At 57.1% G+C, this 20,515-nt stretch carries 14 protein-coding genes and 5 pseudogenes; 8 read left to right on the plus strand and 11 right to left on the minus strand.

Translation table 11 applies throughout. The features are described 5' to 3' along the window. Positions 1–202: 202 nt before the first annotated feature. The 3 genes and pseudogenes from trxA to QA648_RS35830 form a co-directional block, all read right to left on the minus strand. Positions 203–544, minus strand: a complete 342-nt coding sequence (gene trxA, locus QA648_RS35815) for a thioredoxin (RefSeq protein WP_283054965.1) — start codon at positions 542–544, stop codon at positions 203–205. 456 nt (positions 545–1,000) lie between these two features. Next, positions 1,001–2,040: pseudogene (locus QA648_RS37135) on the minus strand (IS110 family transposase); the annotation flags it as partial. Positions 2,041–2,298: 258 nt separating this feature from the next. After that, the gene (locus QA648_RS35830) at positions 2,299–3,516 is read right to left on the minus strand and encodes an IS3 family transposase (RefSeq protein ID WP_283055061.1); all 1,218 of its coding nucleotides are present in this window, start codon (positions 3,514–3,516) and stop codon (positions 2,299–2,301) included. 141 nt (positions 3,517–3,657) lie between these two features. Between QA648_RS35830 and QA648_RS35835 the strand changes: the two genes are divergently transcribed. Then, positions 3,658–4,449 carry an ATP-binding protein gene (locus QA648_RS35835; protein WP_283055062.1) on the plus strand — a complete coding sequence of 264 codons (792 nt, stop codon included), beginning with the start codon at positions 3,658–3,660 and terminating at the stop codon, positions 4,447–4,449. 241 nt (positions 4,450–4,690) lie between these two features. Continuing rightward, the gene (locus tag QA648_RS35840; RefSeq protein ID WP_283055063.1) at positions 4,691–5,413 is read left to right on the plus strand and encodes a response regulator; all 723 of its coding nucleotides are present in this window, start codon (positions 4,691–4,693) and stop codon (positions 5,411–5,413) included. A gap of 67 nt (positions 5,414–5,480) precedes the next feature. On the opposite strand, the pseudogene QA648_RS35845 reads toward QA648_RS35840, so the two are convergent. The 3 genes and pseudogenes from QA648_RS35845 to QA648_RS35855 all read right to left on the minus strand — a co-directional run. Further along, positions 5,481–5,786, minus strand: a pseudogene (locus QA648_RS35845) (DDE-type integrase/transposase/recombinase); the annotation flags it as partial. A gap of 428 nt (positions 5,787–6,214) precedes the next feature. Next, positions 6,215–7,255: an IS110 family transposase gene (locus QA648_RS35850; RefSeq protein WP_283055064.1), complete on the minus strand. Its 1,041-nt coding sequence runs from the start codon at positions 7,253–7,255 to the stop codon at positions 6,215–6,217. Between the two features lie 475 nt (positions 7,256–7,730). Beyond that, entirely contained in the window at positions 7,731–8,765 is a 1,035-nt protein-coding gene (locus QA648_RS35855) for an IS110 family transposase (RefSeq protein ID WP_283054969.1), read from the minus strand. Between the two features lie 203 nt (positions 8,766–8,968). Here QA648_RS35855 and QA648_RS35860 point away from each other — a divergent pair. Next, positions 8,969–9,986, plus strand: a pseudogene (locus QA648_RS35860) (IS110 family transposase). A 375-nt stretch (positions 9,987–10,361) separates the two neighbouring features. On the opposite strand, the gene istB reads toward QA648_RS35860, so the two are convergent. From istB to QA648_RS35885, 5 genes and pseudogenes are all read right to left on the minus strand, one after another. After that, positions 10,362–11,258: an IS21-like element helper ATPase IstB gene (gene istB, locus QA648_RS35865; protein WP_283055065.1), complete on the minus strand. Its 897-nt coding sequence runs from the start codon at positions 11,256–11,258 to the stop codon at positions 10,362–10,364. Beyond that, entirely contained in the window at positions 11,255–12,727 is a 1,473-nt protein-coding gene (istA, locus tag QA648_RS35870; RefSeq protein ID WP_283055067.1) for an IS21 family transposase, read from the minus strand. The genes istB and istA overlap by 4 nt, the downstream gene beginning before the upstream one ends. A 444-nt stretch (positions 12,728–13,171) precedes the next feature. Further along, positions 13,172–14,225, minus strand: a pseudogene (locus QA648_RS35875) (IS630 family transposase). 366 nt (positions 14,226–14,591) lie between these two features. Then, positions 14,592–14,831 (minus strand): annotated as a pseudogene (locus QA648_RS35880) (IS110 family transposase); the annotation flags it as partial. 2 nt (positions 14,832–14,833) lie between these two features. After that, positions 14,834–15,031 (minus strand): hypothetical protein, encoded by a 198-nt coding sequence (locus QA648_RS35885; protein WP_283055068.1) that lies wholly within the window; start codon positions 15,029–15,031, stop codon positions 14,834–14,836. A 523-nt stretch (positions 15,032–15,554) separates the two neighbouring features. Between QA648_RS35885 and QA648_RS35890 the strand changes: the two genes are divergently transcribed. From QA648_RS35890 to QA648_RS35910, 5 genes are all read left to right on the plus strand, one after another. Continuing rightward, complete coding sequence (locus QA648_RS35890) at positions 15,555–16,541, plus strand: lytic transglycosylase domain-containing protein (protein WP_283055070.1); 987 nt, start codon at positions 15,555–15,557, stop codon at positions 16,539–16,541. Positions 16,542–16,550: 9 nt separating this feature from the next. Next, positions 16,551–16,862: a TrbC/VirB2 family protein gene (locus QA648_RS35895; protein ID WP_283054941.1), complete on the plus strand. Its 312-nt coding sequence runs from the start codon at positions 16,551–16,553 to the stop codon at positions 16,860–16,862. 84 nt (positions 16,863–16,946) lie between these two features. Continuing rightward, positions 16,947–17,225: a VirB3 family type IV secretion system protein gene (locus tag QA648_RS35900; RefSeq protein ID WP_283054942.1), complete on the plus strand. Its 279-nt coding sequence runs from the start codon at positions 16,947–16,949 to the stop codon at positions 17,223–17,225. Beyond that, entirely contained in the window at positions 17,218–19,578 is a 2,361-nt protein-coding gene (locus tag QA648_RS35905) for a DUF87 domain-containing protein (RefSeq protein WP_283054943.1), read from the plus strand. The genes QA648_RS35900 and QA648_RS35905 overlap by 8 nt, the downstream gene beginning before the upstream one ends. 130 nt (positions 19,579–19,708) lie before the next feature. After that, positions 19,709–20,512 carry a type IV secretion system protein gene (locus QA648_RS35910; protein ID WP_283054944.1) on the plus strand — a complete coding sequence of 268 codons (804 nt, stop codon included), beginning with the start codon at positions 19,709–19,711 and terminating at the stop codon, positions 20,510–20,512. The last annotated feature ends 3 nt before the right edge of the window (positions 20,513–20,515 follow it).

The following is a 20,515-nucleotide window of genomic DNA, read 5'->3' on the forward strand; positions in this document are numbered from 1 at the left end:
GGCATGCTTGAAAGCCGCATTCACGCAACGGAAACTGCCTCGACAACGCCGCAATGAAAAGCTTCTTCGCCGCTCAATCGCTCCGATAGCCAAACCAACGACCGCATCAGGCTGAAGCTCAAAGGGCCGAGCCTGTAAAAACGCCGTTAAATCAGCCTATAAACCCTACCATTTTACGGGGTTAGTCGACGGTTTTATTGCGTTACAAATTTAGCAATATCAATGAGGCAGCGTTCGAAATCCAGTTTAAAAGAGCTGTCTTCGGTTTGGCGCCGACCGAGAAATCGGCCACTTCGCCGCCCTTGAAGATCGCGAGCGCCGGAATGGAGCGTACGCCCAATTGGGCGGCGAGTTCCAGGTTTTCATCGATGTTGAGCTTGGCGACCTTAATCTCGCCTTCCATCTCGACGGAGATTTCCTCGAGGCTCGGAGCAATCATCTTGCAGGGATTGCACCATTCAGCCCAGAACTCGACGACAACGGGCGCTGCGGATTCCAGAACTTCCAACTGGAAATTATTGATATCGACTTTCACGGTAGCCATAGGCCGATCCTTTGACCGAAGAAGATATTGAATCACATGCGATGGTGCGGTGCATAATTTTCAATTATCGCGCCGACGCTCTTTGGGACAAAGGGGCGTTTCCCCTGCGATGCCGGAGCCTACCTCCTGGACCACAGCCCCCGACGTTCCTCCCTGCGGCAGCCCTCCCCTTTTGGATAGTTCAGCATTGTCTACCTCCAATGAAAGAACGCAAGGGGCAAAACACCTTCAGTTGGCGGCTTTTCCTTGGGTTCGGTTGTGTTTTGACCGATCGGGTAATCTCTTCCTTCCGCTGGACAGGTTTGTTCTGCCCTTCGGTCTTGAACCATTCTCAATTCGTAACCTGATGCCTTCGTGGCTTCGGTCACAGAGTGGCGTTCGGCTCCCGGTTTCCCATTCTCCTTTAAGAGCGCAGCCCAGTTCTACCGGGCTCGCTAGCCGGCCATTAGGACAACCGGATATCGTCGACGTGTCTTCCATGTTGCTTTGGCCGCGCGGCTCGTAAGCGCGCTGATCGCGCAGGATCTGGAAGGCGATCGTCAAAAGCTTACGCGCGATGGCCACACGCGCCTTGTTGGTTCCTCTGATGTTCAGATGCTCGTATTGGGCGCGCAGCTGTGGATCGCTGGCGATGGCGGGAGCGACCGCTTCCACGAAAGCCCAGCGCAGCCACTTGTTGCCCTGCCTGATGATCTTGCCGTGAAAGGTCTTGCCGCCGGAGGAATAGGTCGAGGGCACCAGGCCGGCATGGGCGGCAAGCTTCTTGGCGTTGCGGAACCGCGATATGTCGTCGATCTCGGCGTCGATCAGCCGGGCGAAGAACTCGCCGATGCCGGGGATGGTCTTCAACAGCTTCACATTGGCATTGGCCTTGGTCATTGCCCGGATCGTTTTTCCGACTGCTTGATCCGCCCGTCGATGTCGCCGATGAACGCGAGGCCGCGATCGATCTCCGAGACGTTGACCTGCGCCAGCTGGGCACGGCCGGCCTTGCCGAACAGGTCGCCGAGCTTCTTCAACTGCGCCGTCTGTTCGGGATAACGATCAAACACCGTGACGATGCGGTTCTTCGTCATCGTCCGCAGCCGCACGTAAAACATCCGCTCGCGCAGCGCGACGCGAAGCTCTCGCGATCTCTCGCTTGGCGCCCAGGCCTCCGGCACCAGGTCGGCTCTGAGCAGATGCGCCAGCACCGTCGCATCAATCTTGTCGGTCTTGATCTTGGCGTCGGCGATCGCCTTCACCTTCAACGGATGGGCGAGGACGACATCATCACAAATGTCGTCGAGCCAGTCGTAGATCACCATCCAGTTGCGCGTCGCCTCGACAACAGCATGCGAGTTCTCGCGGTAGCGTTCGAGAAACCCGCCCAGCGACTGGCGGTCGTTCTTCACCCGGCCGGATCTCAGCGTCTTGCCGCCCGAATCCTGGACCACCAGGTGGCTGTAGGATTTGTGGTAGTCGACCCCGATATGGTATTCATAAGAGGCAGTCATGCTTCCAACTCCCTTGTTGAGATCTGCAAAACCCCAATAAGGTAAGCCGAAAGGCTGGAAGTGTGACTGTCCTCGATCATCACCTGCATCTCAGTGATCCGTTCTCTCAGCCGGCGCGGCCTCTTTCATGCCATCTCCTTTGACCGAATTGGGTGTTGAACCACAGGTGATGGTGCGGTGCAGAATTTTCAGTTATCCACCCGACGCTCTTTGGGAAATAGGGGGCGTTTGGAGTTGCCCCCAAAAGACCGGACATGCTCAGGTTTGAGATTGCGAGCTGATGAACTCGCGCGGCGATTGATATCCTAAAGCACTGTGCGGGTGAAGATTGTTGTAATGCTCGAACCAGAACGGCAGTTGAGCGATGACGGTTTCAGCGTCGGGGGTTGGATTCACCGAGACGTAGTCGCGCTTGAAGGTTTTGACGAACGCCTCGGCCATGCCGTTCGATTGCGGGCTTCGCACCGGTGTCGTGCAAGGTTCCATGCCGATGTCGCGGAGCAAGGATGCCGTGTCCCTGGCGATGAAGCAGGAGCCGTTGTCGGTGAGCCATTCGATGGGCTCGGATAGCATGTTGATGCGGCCGAAGCGGTTCTCGACAGCGGTGATCACGAGGTCCTGCACGTCTTCGCTCTTGATGCCCTCGGTGGTGGCGACATGGGCGATTGCCTCGCGGTCGCAGCAGTCGAGGGCGAAGGCGACGCGCACCTTCTCCTTGTTGTCGCAGCCGATCTCGAAGCCGTCGGAGCACCATCTGATGTTTGAACGCTCGACGGCGACCCGGCCGTCGTGAAGGCGATCATTGACCGCTCCGGTATGACGCACCAGCAGCAGATTGTGCAGCTTCATCACCCGGTAGACACGCTTGGCATTGGGCCACGAACGCCCCAGTTTCCGGGCATTCCGACGCAGGATGGCATGGACACGCCGATAGCCGTAGGTAGGCGTATCGGCGATGACGGCCTTGATGTCCTCCAGCAGCTCACGATCAGGTAGTGGCGGGCGTCCTCTGGCTTTGGAAGGGGAGCCTGCGGCGCGCGCGGCGATATTCGAGCGGGCGACACCCAAAGTTTCGCAGACGGTCTTCATTCCAAAATCCCCTCGGAAGAGAGAGCGAGCGCAACAGATGTTTTTTGGGCCACCGGCGATTTCGAGGGCTTCCTTCAGGATTTCGCTCTCCATCGTCTTCTTGCCCAACAGGCGTTGCAACTCCTTCACCTGGGCCTGAAGCGCCCGGTATTCGGAAGCCGGAACGACCTCCTCCTCGGCGGCCGTCGCCGTCAGTGCCCCTTGGGACGCCAGCTTGCGCCACGCAAACAACTGGTTCGGCTGGATACCGTGTCGACGCGCGACGATGCTCACCGTCGCGTCCGCCTCATAGGTTTCGTGGATGATCGCGAGCTTCTCTGCCGTGCTCCAACGCCGCCGACGTTCCGGCCCGGAGAGGACTTCCATCTTAAAATTGCTGCTAGTCATATTACCAACATTACTCCTACCCACTTAGCTAAGTGGTGGAGCATGTCCGGGCCTTTCGGGGGCTAATTCAGCGTTGCCCCCTGCGATGCCGGAACCTATCTCTGGCAGGTCACCGGATCAATGATGGCGGAGAGGCGAAACATGAAGAACATCTCATCCATACCAAACTTCTCTTCAAAGCAAGCGCAAGCGGACATCACGGCGGCGGCAGACGCATTCGCGGACGGGGATGTACTTGCCAAGCTTCTGGTCCACGAGTTTAACAATCTTCTAACGCCGATTATCGGCTATGCAGAGATGGCCGTAGACGCGTTGACATCGGAATCATCCTCGCGCATGTACGTAGAGCGAATTCGTGACGCTGGTGATCGAGCAAAACGCGTCGTTGAACGGATCCTCATGTCAGACGTGAGGGATGAGGGGTTCGGTAGCTTCGACGCCACAGCGGCTATCAGAGAGATCCTACCAGACTTGAAATTATGCATTCCCTCTTCTGGTCGGATTCAAATCAAACTTCCCAATCGCGGCGTCTGGCTAGACGGCAGAGCAATTATCCTACAGAAGGTTGTGATTAATCTCTGCAGGAACGCTGGCGAAGCTATGAAGACAGACGGGACAGTTACAGTTAACCTTGACAATTTTGAACAGATCTCTCCGCGCAACTTGTCTAGTGGGCGGCTAGAGCGCGGCGAATATGCTCGGTTGATTGTGTCTGACACAGGTCCTGGCATCTCCCCTTCGTTCTTAGAGCGTATATTCGATCCGTTTTTTACGACCAGATCGAGGGAAGGCGGCTTAGGATTAGGATTGGCCTTGGTGCAGCGTGCCGTGGAGTCCTGGGGTGGTGCCATCGACGTTCACAGCAGTTTGGGCAAAGGCACCACTTTTGAATTGTTCTTACCTTGCGCCAACCGCTCGGCTGCGGAAGTTTGAAGAGAGCGCTCGGCAGAGGCCGACACTCGACGCAACAATTCGAAAGAGACTTGCGGTGCCGAGGCTTGCATCAGGGAACGGGAACAACCGGATGGCACATCGTGAACGGCACGAAGATCCAGCTGTCTAGCTATGGTGACGCCGCGACAGCCACTCGGACTGCAGACGCCGCTCCAGTTCTGCCAATTCACCTATCCATCAGGTGATATCCCGAGAGTTGACATCAGAAGGAATTGCTACAATGCCCATTCAGGCTGCCCCTACAATTATGATTGTGGATGATGACACCGACGTAATTGCTATGGTGTCTGACTATCTTCGGGAGAAGGGTATGAAAGTCCGTTCTTCGGCAACCGGACGAGGACTGCTCCGGTATGTCGAGGCGAGAATACCTGATCTGATTCTCCTGGATATTATGCTCGGTTCTGAAGACGGGCTTGAAGTACTACGTGAACTTCGCGAACGATCTGACGTGCCGATAATTATTGCTAGCGGGCAGCGCAAGGAGGAGATCGATCGCATCAAAGGGCTCGATCTGGGCGCTGATGACTACGTTACAAAGCCATTGGGGCTTCGAGAACTCCTAGCTCGGATTAACGCTGTGCTTAGGCGCCAGGAAAGCGATTATAGGCGTCGGAAGCGAGTTGGGGTTACCTACCGGTTTGGTGGCTGGAAACTTCGCTCCAAGACTCGCGAGCTCCATAATTCGAGAGGCGAGGCTGTTCGGCTGACTAAAGTCGAACACGCGTTGCTTGTTGCCTTCTTGGATAAACCTCAGCTTACGTTGGCTCGCGAGCATCTGCTCCAATTAACGCGGATTCATGAAGACATTCTCGACCGGAGTATTGATGTTCAGATCTTGAGACTCCGAAAAAAACTCGAATTAGACGCGAGCTCGCCACGCATGATATTAACTCAGCGGGGACGCGGCTATATATTCGCACTTCCGGTCGAGCGAGATTAGCTCGTTTTAGAGGAGGTTGTCGCAAACCTTGCAGTTGGTTGAAACTATCCGGTGAGCTTGTGCATTCTCATGCCTTGTTAACTTTTTCGAGCCCGAAGAGGCGCTTCTGCTCGTTGACGGTCCAATCGCCGAAAGAGCCGAAGCCCTTCCTCAGCCAGAGCATGGCTCCGAAGCCGGCGATTGTCCGCCGCGCCGTTTAGAAGGACTGGAAGCCGCCGATCTTAGGCATGTTCTTTTTGACCCAGAGATGGTCGCTTTCGATGCCCTGCTGTAGGTGCTCGGTGAAATGCTCGGCATCGGGATGCAGGAGTCTGTCATCGACTGACGTTTCGATCGCTGCCGGGAATGGGTTAGCGCCATCGGTGCCAATCTTTCTTTGGCGAAAGTGTGTTGCAGAGGCAGGGAAGGAGATCAGTATGAATGACACTGTTTCGTAAAGCTGCGTGAATGATGGAGGATGGCCCTCCTGGATCGGCTTTCAGGAGCGGGTCTCAAACCGGCCGTGGTAGCGATGGGGTCGTCTTCTCTATTCGGCGTGGTGAGGTCAAGCACCTTCTGACTATCCGCAGCTGCGGTGATTGATGTCTTCGCAGTATCGCACTTCTCTCCGGGATCGACCTGTGTGGCCCTCCCACTATGGGACCAGAAGAATGAGGCGGAACAATCTAATCGGCGACCTGATCGCAATAAACGACCGTACCAAGACAACACGCGAACTCACCTCATCCGTCGTCCTGCGAAGGACATCTTTCCACCACCGGCGGAATCTTCTTGTCTCCTTTTTTTTCGTTACCCTGGTTGCTAACTATGCAGCAACAGGCAAGCTCTCCGTGTCCAGCAGAATTCGGTTCCGTCACTCCACATGCGATGCATGATCACCGCAAGCCGTCGTGCCAACGCTACAACCGCCTTTTGCCTCCCGCGGCGTCTGGCGATATTCATCGCCCACGCTTTCAGCCACGACCATTTCTTGACGTTTACAAGCAGGACTTGTGCTGCTTCGTAAAGCAGGGATCGCATCATCGCGTCACCGCAACAGGATACGCGCCCGACCCGCTTGCTTTCACCAGACTCGTTCAGTTTCGGCGTCAGCCCGAGCACAGAACCGACCGCCTTTGAATGTGCAAACCGCGCAGGAATATCGATGGTTGCCGTATAGGTGAGAGCGACCACGGGGCCGACACCAGGGATCGTCGTCAATCGGCGACAGACTTCATCCTCGCGGACCAAATCCAAAACCTTCTTGTGCAGCTTGGTGAACTCGTTGCGCAACAGTTTGCGTGCAGCCAACAATGGCTGCATGATTTCGTGTAGATCAGGCCTGTCTTCGACGAGCTCATTGATCCGCTCCTCGAATTTGATCTTGCCGACCAATCCGACTTTCAGACCGAAGTTGCGCAACAATCCGCGAATGTCATTCGCGATGGCGATGGCTTTCTCCTGCAAAAGTTTGCGCGCGGTCAGCAATGCTCGGTGCTTCTGGCTCGTCAATGTCTTCACATGCACAGGCCGATAGAGATTGACGCGCATCATCTGGGCCATGCCACGCGCATCGTTGCGGTCCGTCTTATTCGGTTGGGCTTTCAAAAATGCCTTGGCATGCCTGGTCTCGATGCAGATCACCGGCAATCCTGCCTTGGCAAGTCCGTCATAAAGCCATTGCGACAGTGGTCCGGCTTCAAGACCGATCCGCTCAATCTGCCACTTCGGATCCTTGATCACCGAGATCAAATCCTCAGGGTGAGTGGCTACTTTCGTCTCCCGGCAAATCTTGCCTGTCTCATCAACAATGCAGACCGCGGTCTCTTTCACCGACACATCCAGTGCACAATAGTGTTTCATGCTGCGCTTCTCCCTTTGATGTTTGAGGCTGTTGAAAGACATGACCTCGTTTTACCATCAGCCAGAAGCGCAGCACCCCAATCCACAATGGTCAACGCTGAGACGCAAAGCCGAATATCCCATCTAATCGCACGCATTTTGCAAGCGTTTTTTTCAAAGATGGGCCGGCCGGCACTGTGGTTAGTGCTGGAGAGCGAGCGATGTGGGCGCCAAGTATATGATTTCGCGGCGTCTAGTGAGCGTTTGCCGGAAGCAGGGTCGTCTTCGCGGTCGACACACGGTCGCCGCATGATGGGGCTTCGCAGGTCGAGTGTTCCAATGTGGACGACGCAATTCGTCATTTACATGCGATTGCACCCCAACACGCGGAATCACGCTGCCTACGTCCCGGCAGGGACGTTCTGTCGCCGGTCCATCAGGCATATTTGGACGCTGGCAAAAGTAGTCGGATTAGCTTGGAAGGCGTTCGAGACACTTATCCAGCGGCGGCATCCATTCCAACTTCCCGATCAAAAAGCTGACCAGTCTTGAGCATCGCGTGCATAATCACAGACAATCTGCGCGCAACGGCGACCGCGGCACGTTTGAATCCCAGTCTTTCCCTTAGCTTTAAACCCCAAGAGCGCAGGCCGCTATCGGCACTGCTGCGCGTGAGAATAACAGTTGCAGCTTCGAACAGGAGACCGCGCAAATGGGCGTCGCCGCGGCGCGAGATATGACCGTCATAGTCGACCTCGCCTGATTGATAGCGGCGTGTCGTTAGTCCCAGCCAGGCTCCTACGGACCGTGACTTCTTGAAGTTCTCCGGATCTTCAATGGCGGTGACGAACGAAGTTGCCGTGACAACCCCAACACCGGGAACCGACATGAGTAGCCGGCACGATTGGCTCGCCCGCGCGATCGCTATCAACTGCCTACCAAGTTCGGCCGCCTGTTCGCGCGTGCCATACCAGGCCTTCAAGAGTGGGAGAATGATCCGCGAAAGAGACTGGTGGCCGTCTAGGAGCATACGGACGTTGTTTCCGAAGGTTGCACCCTTGCCACTCGGAATGACCAAGCCAAACGTCTTCATCAGGCCTCGGATCTGATTTGACAGCTCCGTGCAGATCGTCACCAACCGCGTTCGTGCCGCCACAAGCGTCCGGGCGAGCATGCTGTCGTACCCTTTGACCCGGACTTCGCGGTAGAAGCCGACCTCAGCAAGATGCGCAAGACCATCGGCGTCGTTCGCATCCGTTTTGTTCGCAGCCATGTCGAGCGCCGCCTTGGCATGCCGCGCGTCGATGCAAATCGCCGGAACCCCTGCATCGGTCAGCGCATGATAAAACCATATCGAAAGGGGACCAGTCTCAAAGACGACGCGCCTGGCGTCGGGGGCATGCTTGTGGAGCAAAGTTACGATGCTGTCCGGGTCGGATTTGCATTTACCCCGCCAGATCCTTTTGCCGCCGCGACGAATGGAAATGGCTGTCTCTTTCAACGACACATCAAGGCCGATATATTCTTCCATGGCTGTTCTCCGTTAGATGTCTGGGCCTGACTGCCAGTCTTGAGCCCGCACTTTCATCTTATCGGGGAACAGCCACCAGCTTCCATTGTCAGGACTGCATCAGGGGCAACTCGCTCCCGCGATTACCCCATGTGGACGCTCCCACTCAACGGCATCTTTGTGCCAGAATGGTTGTGTTGGAACCATTAGAAGGGAGAGCGTCCATGGAAAAGGTTAGCATAATCGGCCTGGATTTGGCCAAGAACATAATTCAAGTTCACGCGGCCAGCGTAGATGGCTCGGTGCTTTTTCGGCGGAAGATTTCGAGCAAGAAGTTGCTTGCTTTCCTATCGGGGTTCGATCCTTGCATTGTAGCAATGGAGGCATGTGGTGGGAGCCACCATTGGGGCCGCGAGATTGCCAAGCTGGGTCATCAAGTGAAGTTGATCGCGCCAATTTACGTCAAGCCGTTCGTCAAGCGTCAGAAGAATGATGCGGCCGATGCTGAAGCCATCTGCGAGGCGGCAATGCGCCCAACTATGCGTTTTGTCGCAGTCAAAAGCGAGGAGAAGCAGGCTGCGGCGACAGTATTCAAAGTACGTGACCTTCTCGTGCGGCAAAAGACCCAAATCATCAATGCTCTGCGTGGCAGAGTTCGGAATTACCGTTCCACAAGGCCCTTCGCATGTCGGTATTCTGATCAGTCACGTTGAAGACGATAGCTCAAGCTTGACGGAGGCAGCACGCGCACCCTGCTTGGCATTGGTTTTAGCATTGCGGGCGCTCATTGATAAGGTTAGGGAACTTGATTTGGAGATTGGTCGGAGGGCTCGGCACGATGATGTTGCCAAGCGGCTCATGAGCATTCCCGGAATTGGGCCTGTCATCGCAACGGCGCTCGAAGCCTTAGCGCCGCCAGCTGAGACATTTACACGAGGTCGAGATTTCTCCGCGTGGATGGGTTTGACACCGCGGCAGCATTTGTCTGGGGGCAAAGCCCGGCTCGGCAAGACCTCGAAGATGGGGCAGCGAGATCTTCGACGACTGTTGATCATTGGGGCATCAGCCGTTGTTCGCTGGGCGTCAAGGCGCGGAGCAGTTGAAGGGTCCTGGTTGTCGCGTATGATCGGCAAAAAGCCGCCGATGCTGATCACCGTTGCACTCGCCAACCGTATGGGGCGGATTGCTTGGGCGCTTATGACAAACGGAGGTCGCTACGAGGAAGAGAGGCTAGCAGCATAGATCAGCTCTGGCGGAGAGGATTTCTAATCCGCCATTGCGAGTGTAGGCAGGTCAAACGAAGGATATGGACAAACGGTCAAGAGACGGGGTTAGGAAAACCAGTTCTGCTGGACGGCACCTCGAGTGCGCGTGAGCGTGTTGGACCTGATCTGCGAACTCCCATATGGGCCCGCGACGTATTAAGGTCGCAACGAGAGGCCGGACACACGTCAGCACCCGACCACAGTTCAAGACTGAGTGAAGATTTTGCTTGCATTCGAGGGAGCGTCCACACACGTCGCCCGCCAGGCGCCCGATGACTGGTGGGCGGCGTAGAGGGGGCGTGTATAGCGCGACGATCAGGATGAGACGGCGGCGACAATCTGGATGAGACTCTTATGTCGCGGTCGGGGTGAGGGTATCATGTTGATTGTCGCTGGCAAGACTCGGATCGGTTTCTGATTGTCGCTCCGCGACAAACGGGGAAGAGCTTTTGATTGTCGCGAAGGCGGCAGGTCTGCCGCGCTGGCGTTTGGCTTCCATGGCGGACCGTCGCCGATAGCTTTCGACGTTCATTTCGAAGATCGTTGCGTGATGAACAAGTCGGTCCACGGCGGCAAGCGTCATGGCCGGGTCCGGAAAGACGCGGTTCCATTCTCCAAAGGGCTGGTTAGCGGTGATCATAATGGAACGCCGCTCATATCTTGCGGAGATGAGTTCGAAGAGCACGCTGGTCTCGGCCTGGTCCTTGGTGACGTAGGCCAGATCGTCGAGGATGAGCAGATCGAACTTGTCGAGCTTTGCGATGGCGGATTCAAGCTGGAGTTCACGCCGTGCGACCTGCAGTTTCTGGACGAGGTCGGTCGTGCGCGTGAACAGCACCCGCCAACCGTTCTCGATTAGCGCGAGACCGATGGCGGCGGCGAGATGGCTCTTTCCGCCGCCCGGCGGACCGAACATGAGGATATTGGCACCTTTGGCGAGCCAGCTATCGCCGGCGGCAATGGCCATGACCTGGGCCTTGGAGACCATGGGCACGGCGTCGAAAGCGAAGCTGTCGAGCGTCTTTCCGGGCGGCAGATGCGCCTCGGCGAGGTGACGTTCGATCCGGCGATGCGCCCGTTCAGCCAATTCATGCTCGGCGATGGTCGAGAGGAAGCGAGCCGCAGGCCACCCTTCACGATCGGCCTGTTCGGCAAATTGCGGCCACAGCGTTTTGATGGTCGGCAACCGGAGCTCATTCAGCATGATGCCGAGGCGGGCTTCGTCGATGGTGTTGTGGACGTTCTTCATGCGGCCTCTCCCGCGTAGGCAGCCCCCATCAGGGCTTCATAGCTATTGAGCGATGCGAGCTGGACATGAACGGTCGGCAACTGATCGGGGTCCGGGCCGAAGGCCGCTCTCAAGGCCATCAGGTCAGGCAGCTTGTGGGCGTCGAGCGTTCTGGCAAGCTCCTCGGCCAATTCACGCTCGCAGCCGCGATCGTGCGCCAGCGCCAGTAGTTCGACGGTGATCTTGCAAGCCTGCCGGTCAGGCAGTTGCTCGATGAGAGTGTCGAAAGTCCTTCGATATTCCGGCCGGGGGAAGAGCTTGTCGCGATAGACCAGGTTGAGAAGCGCCATGGGCTTTTTGCGCAGAGAGTGGATGACGTGGTGATAGTTGACGACCTGATCGTGCTTGCCACTCGCGTGGGCGCGACCTCGCGGCAACGTCAGTAGATGCGTGCCGCCGATGAAGACGTCGAGGCGATCGTCAAACAAACGCACACGCAGCCGGTGGCCGATCAAACGGGAGGGGACGGTGTAGAAGACCTTGCGCAAGGCGAAGCCGCCGGTGCGCGACACGGTGACGACCACCTCTTCGAAGTCGGTGGTGCGGCGATCGGGAAGCGCCTGCAGATGCGGACGCTCGGTATCGATGCGCTTGCCATGCGCGGCATTGCGACGGCTGACGATCTCATCGATGAAGGCGCGGTAGGAGCGAAGATCGTCGAAGTCTCGGGTGCCGCGCATCAGGAGTGCATCGCGGACCGCGTTCTTGAGATGGCCGTGAGAACTTTCGATCGAGCCGTTCTCGTGGGCGACACCCTTGTTGTTGCGGGTTGGCGTCATTCGGTAATGAGCACACAGGTCCTCATAGCGGTTTGTGAGATCGACCTTGGCATCGGCATCGAGGTTGCGGAAGGCGGCCGACAGGCTGTCGCTGCGGTGATAGAGCGGGGAGCCGCCAATGGACCAAAGGGCGTTCTGAAGTCCCTCCGCCAAGGCGACGAAGCTTTCGCCGCCAAGAATGACATGGGCGTGCTCAAAGCCCGACCAGACCAGCCGGAAGTGATAGAGCAGATGGTCGAGTGGCTGACCGGCAATCGTCACGCCGAAGCTGCCCATGTCGGTAAAATCCGACAGCCCTAGCCGGCCAGGTTCATGCGTTTGGCGGAAGATCACCTCCTGTGCCTCACCGTGAATGGCCCGCCACGACCGGATGCGCCGCTCAAGTGTGCGGCGAATGCCTTCGGGCAATTCGGGATGACGCCGCAGCATCTCGTCGTAAACGGCGACCGCACGAATGCCGGGAGCAGCCTTGAGGAGCGGAACGACCTCTGCATCAAAGATATGCTCAAGCGGATCGGGGCGACGCCGATCACGCGGCGGCTTGTTCTGCGACGGAAGGCGCTGCTCTTTCTCGATACGGAATGCCGTCGCCCGGCTGATCGACGCCTTCGCGGCGGCGACCTCAACAGAATGCGTTTGTCGATACTTCATGAATAATCTCGTCTGATGATCGGTTACATGGCGACCCGGCACAAAGGTGATTCTCCATTCCAGAAAACCACCACCGTAGCGGGCCGACCGCGATCATGAGACGCCTGAAAAATTGCGCCGCGGCGGGGGTGTAACTCCGGTCGGGCTACGCCCTCCCTTCGTCACACCCCCGCCGCAGAGTCTCATCCTGATTGACGCTGAGTCTCACCTTGTTTGTCGCCGCGCAGGCGTGAGTCGGACACAGGCTTTCACGCGGAAACAGGATGACTTCGGCTTTCCGTTTTTGTCGTTAGCCCGCTACGGCATCGTAAATTTAACGGGCACAAGGCAGTGGTAGCCGGCCTGCCCCACGGCGTTCATGGTAGTCAGCAGCGCCTTACGAATACCGCTTAGACAGTTCCGTCTGCAGGTTTCGGAGTGCCAACTCATACCAACGTGCGTTAATCAAAACCGGTGCGCCCAGTCACGCATTCCAATCGACATGATCTTCCACGGCTGAGCGACCAGCTTGTTCCATGCGTCGCAGCAATGGGCGACGATGTCCTCGTAATCTTTGAAGATCCGGTTGGACAACCAGTTGTCACGCAGAAATTGCCACACGTTCTCGACGGGATTTAATTCGGGCGAGCGTGGCGGCAGGAAGAGCAGTGTGATGTTGTCGGGTACGTCGAGCTTCGGTGTGACGTGCCATCCGGCCTGATCAACGATCAGCACGGCGTGAGCGCCGTCGTCGACGGCCTGGCTGATTTCGAGCAAATGCTGGTTCATGGCGCTGGTGTCGCAGTAGGGAAGAACGAGACCTGCTCCTTTGCCCTTCTTGGGGCAGATAGCGCCGAAGATATAGGTCCACATCGTGCGTTGATCGTGTGGTGCCAAAGGCCTTGTTCCCTTGCGTGCCCATCGCCGGGTGATCTTGTTCTTTTGGCCTATCCGAGCTTCGTCGGCCCACCAGAGCTCGATCTCGACGTTCTTTGGGAGCCTGCTTTTGATGGCTGCCAGTGTGGCGGGGAATTTTTTTTAAAACTCTCCAGGTCGCCTTCGTTCTGAGCGTAGTGGCGCGGACGAGCGGAAAGTTTTGCAAAGCCGAGCGCCTTCAACTCGCGGCCAATGGTCGTTTCATCGACGGATATCCGATATTCCTGGAACAGCCATTGAACAAGATCCTTGCGCCGCCAGCGAACAACGCCATGCACTGCCGGTATCGGGCCACTTTCTTTGCCAAAGCCTGGCGATGCACGTCGGAAAGCTTTCCTTGATTGCCGGGGGCTTTGCCATTGATGAGCCCTGACGGGCCACGCGCATTGAAGCGAATAACCCAGTCGCGGACAATTTGCAGGGTTACGCCTCCAATCCTGGCTGCATCGCTGCGGGAATGGCCATCATAGATCTCGGCAAGGGCAAGAAGCCGCCGGGCCTGTGCCGCATCCTTCGTGCCTTTGGCCAACGCCCGAAGCGCAAAGCCGTCGAAGTCATTGCGCAGTGGAATTCCTGATCTCATCCGCAAACCTCCGTTTGCGATATTGATTCAGAACTCAACTGATTTGGAAACCTCAAAAAGAGTCAGAGATCGCTCACGCTGGTTCTCTACATTTGGCTGCTGCGTCAAGAATTTTGTTCGCTTTGTCTTTATCCAATTCGGCTGAAGCATAACAAGCGTCCCATGGTTCTCTTCGGTGTACGGTCTGTCCTTGTCCGTCGCCACTATCCGGGGCTTTTCGCTTCACATCCAGGGGGCCGATGCAGTGTATTAAACGCGGTCTCTGATCCGCATCCAACTGTCTCGCATTCGTCCGTCCCGGTCCGGTCGCTTCACCTCATGGACATTGAGGACTTCGTTTGCGAACGAACTTCGTGATCTCGGTTTCTAAAAAGCCTTGCCGCTCGGCGCGGCGCGGAAATGATCCTCCCTCTTCCAAAGCCCTAAAAGCAAAACCGCCAATTTACGTGCAACTGCCGTGCGCGCGCGCTTGGGACCCAGCCGTTTGGCCAGCTTCAAGCCCCAGCTTCGCAGGGCGGACGGCGCGGTCACCGTCGTCAGCAGGCAGCCCGCCGCCTCATAGAGATAGTGCCGCAACATGTCGTCGCCTTGCTTGGAGATCGAGCCTGTCACATCCCGGTCAGGGCATCCGCAGCACGCCGCGCATCCATGCAGACGACCGGAAAACCCAGATCCTTCAGCTCGTGATAGAGCCAAGGCGTCATCGAACCCGTCTCAAGGCCGACTTTCGCAAGATGACCTTTCCATCTCTTCAGCCGCTCCGCGATCATTGACGGCTGCGTGTCCGCGCTCCCGCGCCACACCACCTGTCGATCCGGGTCCATAATGCAGATGTGCGTGCTCTTGAGACTGACGTCCAATCCGACGTATAATATTCCATCGCTGCTCTCCTTAGGTCTTCGACAAACCAGGGCAGATGGTCTCATCCGCCGAGGGGAGCAGCAACCTCATGTATGGGATGTATCATTGCATTTGTAGCCATGGGCCGAAGGTGCCGCCGTAGATGCGTCGTCGCAGCCATTTCCTTTTTCCGAATCAAGTTCACAACCCCGTCGGCAAGCGAGGAAGTAATCTTCTGTGATTTAAAGGATTTTTCCCCGGACGGTCGCTACTCGTGCCCCGCAATATTAGGAGGTCTGCTGCCCTACATGAAGAGGTGCGAGCTCGACGTGTGAACGGACCGCAGTAGCTATATTACAACTGCAACGCGCGCATGCGTTGACACTTAATCGCAGACATCGCGTTATATAATCACGTTATTCACAGGAATGACTTTGCGGTGAGACAATAGATTCCATCGCAAGGCATATTATTTGGGAACTTGTTGATATGCCCTTTGAAAATAGAGGGGGATACACTGTAGAAAAAATGCATATTAAGCGGATGGCGGCGCTTGCGCTACTGTCGTTGCTAGTTGTGCAGCCAGTTCCCACCCTCGCAGCAGTATTTGAACAACTTGGTAATGACATGATCGTACCGGACGGCGTGCCTGCGGACGCACCGCGAAAGGCAAGTAGCGCCGACAATCCGACGATCTTTGACAAAAATTCCTCCAATGCTTCTTTCACAGCAGTGACTAACTATCACGCCGCCACTTCAGTGATCTTGGACGCGCCTTCCAACACGTATAGAGGCAGTGGGCCCAACAAAATAGCGGCTTTCAAAGCGGAAAGGCTCATCAAACACCGCTTACGCTTACCCAAGCCTCGTATGTTGTCGACGAAACTATCGGCGCGAAAAACCCGCATGCGATGGCTGACACTCGAGGTCGGTCGCAGGTATGCAGGTGCCGCCGGGGTAGCACGCGCAGGGCTGGAGCGGGAATCGTTTGTGTCGCTTTTCACTACGATGATTCACCGGGAAAGCAACTTCGACCCCGAAGCCATATCGCCTGCAGGCGCCAAAGGACTGGGGCAGTTAATGCCCGACACCGCCCGAGGACTCGGCGTCTGTGACGTCTTTTCGGCCCGGGACAATCTTGAGGGTGCCGCGCGATACCTGACCGCGATGCTCCATCAGTTCGGTTCACCCGAGCTTGCTCTCGCAGCCTATAACGCCGGTCCTGATGCCGTGCGAAAATACGGCGCTATTCCGCCCTACAAGGAAACGCTACAATACGTGTCCGACATTTTCAACGAGATGGACTCTGCGCCGAGCGCTGTTGCGCACGAACCGGAGCCCTTCGACCCAGTCCCACAGGAGGCGTCGCTCGTCACGCCAGCGACGCCTTGCGGGGACACAACTGCCAGGAGATGGGTGGCACATTCTCGAGAGCCTGAATTCAGCAATTCAAATCGACCAACTATCCAACTATGAAGAGGAAAGATGAGACATCTCAAGAACTATCTCCCTAAGAAGGACGCTCTCAAGTTCGTTGCGATGATCGTCGCAATGGTTCTTCTCTCTAGCAGTCCCAGCACCGCGCAGGAATTTTCTGGCGTCACGAACTTCCTGGACGGAGTCGTCGAAGGAATCACCGGACCCTTCGGGGTCGCCATATCGGCCATTGCGGTGATCGCCATCGGCTTCTCCTTCATGACTGGCCACATGAACTGGACATTTGCGGTGTCAATCATAATCGGCATCGCCATCGTTTTTGGCGGCGCAACCTTTGTAAAGGGCATCGCCCCCAGTTAACGCCGCCCTGATGCGCTGGGCCTGCCCCTCCGCCTCCTCATGTCGTGGGCCCGGCGATCGCATTTGTCATTTGGAGTGACGGTAATGGAACGTACCCCGCTATTCATCGGCCTGACCCGCGAGGTCAGTTTCGCCGGGCTGCCGATCATGTATCTGGTCGTGCTAATTGCCACGGTCATGCTTGGCTTCATCATTACGCGCTCATTCGTGTATGTCGTGATCACGGGCGGAGTAGGCTATGCCGCCCTGCGCGGTCTTGCGGCTTACGATCCCAAGATCATCAGTGTCTTCATCGCTACCGTGCAGCGGACGCGGATGAGTCCAGCACTGCTGTGGGGCGAAGGGGTGGTGTACCGTGCTTGAAACCTCCGCAACGCGAGCGACCCGCAGCCTTGCAATCAAACGCTTGGAAAAGAGCGAACTGCTGGTCAGCGGCTTGCCCTATTTGAGTGTGGTTGATGACGTCACCCTGATGTTGCGAGACGGCGACCTGATGGGTTCGTTTCTTGTCGAAGGCATCAATCCGGACACTGTCGATAGCTTCCATACCGTCGAATTGTGCAACGCGTTCTCGCGCTTCATCGCACAGCATCGCAGCGATGTCGCTTATTATGTCCATCGAATTTCGATTGAGACCCGGCCGATGATGTCGCCGGTTGACGGCCATCCTTTCAATCAGGAAATCGATCGCCGCTGGCAAGGATACCTGCAAACGGTCGGCCTTCGAGATCGAGTGACGGTAGTCACGCTGGTAATCCGGCCACCCCGGAAGATCACCAAATTCCTGTCGCTATTCGGTGGCAGGGACGTCCATAGCCGCCATGAGGTCGCAGCGCGGGCGCTGCGCCTCGACCAGATGATCAATACCTGCATGGTTGCTATCGGTGAAGCTAGGCCCAGCCGCCTGACGGTTTCCGACGGCCGTTGGCTCGGCCTGATGCGTACTCTGATAGACGGTTCTGGCGGAAGTCTCATTCCTGGCACCAAATTCCTGCCAGTAGCCGACCTCCTGGCCAGCTCGCAGATAGCCTTCCGCTGTCGCGTTTTTGAATGCGAAGGAACGGATCCAAAACGACGCCGGTTCGGAACGATCATTTCCGTCAAGGACTACCCGGCTGAGACATATCCCGGAATCCTCGACCGGCTGAACCTGCCCTATGACACCGTAGTCACCCAGAGCTTTACTCCTATCGATCCAATATCGGCGCAGGGCAAGATTGCCCGGGTGAGAAAGCAGATGCGCGCGGCGGAAGATGCGGCCATATCGCTCATGGCACAACTCGAAGAGGCGGAAGACGATGTCGCCTCTGGTCGGGTGATCTTCGGAGACCATCACTGCAGTGTTGCTGTGTTCTGTGACAGTCTCAAAGAGCTGGATGGCGCCATGGCCTATGTGACGCGCGCCATGCAGGATGCGGGATCGGCAATTGTTCGCGAAAATTTCTCCTCCCGCGTCGTATATTTCGCGCAGCATCCCGGGAATTTCGCCTACCGGACTAGACCCGCGATGATCTCCTCGCAGAACTTCGCGCAGCTCTGTGCCATGCACGGCCAGTCAAAAGGCAGCCCACCCGAAAAGTGCCCTTGGGGCGACGCCGTCACCATATTTCCGACTGCGCGTGGCGAGACCTTCCGCTTCAATTTCCACCTGCCCGGAAAGCCAGGCCAGCGCACTGTCGGCCACACGCTCATTCTGGGGCAGACCGGCTCGGGCAAGACACTTGGTGCGGCGTTCCTGATAAGCCAAGCCCAGAGGCTCGGCGCTCGAACCATTCTATTCGACAAGGACAACGGTTTCGAAATGGCGGTGCGTGCCATGGGCGGGCGCTATTCGGCAGTAAGCATCGGTGACGAAACGGGTTTTAACCCGATGCGGGCAGAGGCCGACAGTCGCGGCGCGGCATGGCTCACGGACTGGCTGGCGGCGCTGGCGGAAAACGACGGAGGAAAGCTCAATCCGGTACAGATCCAAGCCCTCAGCGACGCGGTGCAGGCCAATACCACGGCCGACCCGCGGTTGCAGAACCTCGAGCAATTCCGCAGTCAGCTTCGCGCTACCGACGACGACGGAGATTTGTACAACCGACTCGGGCGGTGGGATGAGACCGGTCAATTCGGTTGGCTATTCGGCGGAAAGGGGTTGGACCCTCTCGCCTTCGACAACCGTCTGACGGCATTTGACCTGACGGAGATCTTCGACAATGACCTCGTGCGCACCGCCTGGCTAAGCTACGTCTTTCGCCGTGTGGAGCGGCTCGTCGAGGATGAGCATCCGACGTTGCTCGTCCTTGACGAGGCCTGGAAGCTCCTCGATGATCCCTATTTCGAGGCGCGGTTGAAGGACTGGATGCTGACGATGCGCAAGAAGAACGTCGCTGTCGTCCTGCTCACCCAGCGGGTTTCCCATATCAAGAATAGCGCTGCCGGCGATGCCATTTTGGAAAGCGCCGTCACGCGTCTCCTTTATCCAAGTTCTTTCAATACGGAGGGGGAACTCGCCCCCCTGCACCTGACGCCCACCGAAAGCGCATTCCTTCAGATGAGCAATGTCGACAACCATCTCGTGCTGCTCAAATCTGGCGGTGACAGCGTTGTGCTCGACTTCGATCTCGTCGCGATCGGCAAAGGTGTTGACGTGCTTGGCGGCGGGCGCGGCGAAAAAGTGATCGCAGGCTGGCGCGACAGACCGGATTTTCAGATGGAGATGTTGCGATGAAAGAGCTTTTAGTTGTGATCGTATTGCTGGTCTGCGGCCTGAGCTCCTGCCAATCCGTGCCGGCGGAACGCAAAAACCACTGCGCCTGTCAGTGGGATGGCGCAAGCGGACTTCCAAGAGGAGCATGGGTATGAAATGGCATCTTCGAACCAGATTACTGGCTATTTCGATCCTTCTTTTTCAACCGGATGGGTCTGCTGTGGTCGCCCATGCCCAGGACGCCGTCACTCCGCTGCCGGAACCTGCCGTCGGGGGTGCGCCGGACGGCCCCTCGGGTGTCCAGGAGACTCATGACCAGGTTTCAATCGAGCAAGTCATGAAGCTCGTCCGGTTGTCTCGCATCATGGGCGGGGGCATTACTCAGATGTCCATGGCAGTCCAGAACCAGAAGACGGCGCTTGATGCTATTCGTAACGGGCAGACTGGACCAAAGACCATTCCGCTTTTGAATGGGCCGGACGAAGTCGCTGCCCGCCACGGCGGCGAAGGCCTCAAGGAAATGGCAGACAGCGCCTTGAATGGCGCCGTCGATGGGCCACCGGATCTCATGGCAGCATTCGCTCATTTCCGCAGCACCTTCTCTCTCGACAAAGCATTCGCGCTCAAGGATGACGAGCTAGCCAGCAAAAAGGTGCTCGCTCAACTCGCCGCCAAGGGCGCGATCGCCGGCTCCGTGGCGGAAAGCTCCTACAAGCGTGCCAACGAGGGCATGGAGCGGGTAAACGACTACATCACAGCCCTTCAGGCGAGCAAGGATCTCAAGACGAGCATCGACATCAACACGCGCGCGGTGATCGAGCTCACGCAGCAAATTAATGAAAGCCTAAGAACGCAGTCGGCCGTGACCTCCATCGTCAGCAGCTATTTCATGATGATGGCAAGCGAAGCGAGCAACGAAGATTGGGTTGACGGCCTTAAGGACTTCAACAGGTGACGC

The sequence above is a fragment of the Rhizobium sp. CB3171 genome (genome assembly GCF_029714265.1).
In the GTDB taxonomy this organism is placed as follows: Bacteria; Pseudomonadota; Alphaproteobacteria; order Rhizobiales; family Rhizobiaceae; genus Rhizobium.

Bases quoted from the DNA above. Each gene is read 5' to 3' on its own strand.
- QA648_RS35895 (WP_283054941.1), top strand. From the start codon at position 16,551: ATGAGACATCTCAAGAACTATCTCCCTAAGAAGGACGCTCTCAAGTTC.
- trxA (WP_283054965.1), bottom strand. From the start codon at position 544: ATGGCTACCGTGAAAGTCGATATCAATAATTTCCAGTTGGAAGTTCTG.
- QA648_RS35840 (WP_283055063.1), top strand. From the start codon at position 4,691: ATGCCCATTCAGGCTGCCCCTACAATTATGATTGTGGATGATGACACC.
- QA648_RS35855 (WP_283054969.1), bottom strand. From the start codon at position 8,765: ATGGAAGAATATATCGGCCTTGATGTGTCGTTGAAAGAGACAGCCATT.
- QA648_RS35890 (WP_283055070.1), top strand. From the start codon at position 15,555: ATGCCCTTTGAAAATAGAGGGGGATACACTGTAGAAAAAATGCATATT.
- QA648_RS35850 (WP_283055064.1), bottom strand. From the start codon at position 7,255: ATGAAACACTATTGTGCACTGGATGTGTCGGTGAAAGAGACCGCGGTC.
- QA648_RS35835 (WP_283055062.1), top strand. From the start codon at position 3,658: ATGAAGAACATCTCATCCATACCAAACTTCTCTTCAAAGCAAGCGCAA.
- QA648_RS35830 (WP_283055061.1), bottom strand. From the start codon at position 3,516: ATGACTAGCAGCAATTTTAAGATGGAAGTCCTCTCCGGGCCGGAACGT.
- QA648_RS35900 (WP_283054942.1), top strand. From the start codon at position 16,947: ATGGAACGTACCCCGCTATTCATCGGCCTGACCCGCGAGGTCAGTTTC.
- istA (WP_283055067.1), bottom strand. From the start codon at position 12,727: ATGAAGTATCGACAAACGCATTCTGTTGAGGTCGCCGCCGCGAAGGCG.
- QA648_RS35910 (WP_283054944.1), top strand. From the start codon at position 19,709: ATGAAATGGCATCTTCGAACCAGATTACTGGCTATTTCGATCCTTCTT.
- istB (WP_283055065.1), bottom strand. From the start codon at position 11,258: ATGAAGAACGTCCACAACACCATCGACGAAGCCCGCCTCGGCATCATG.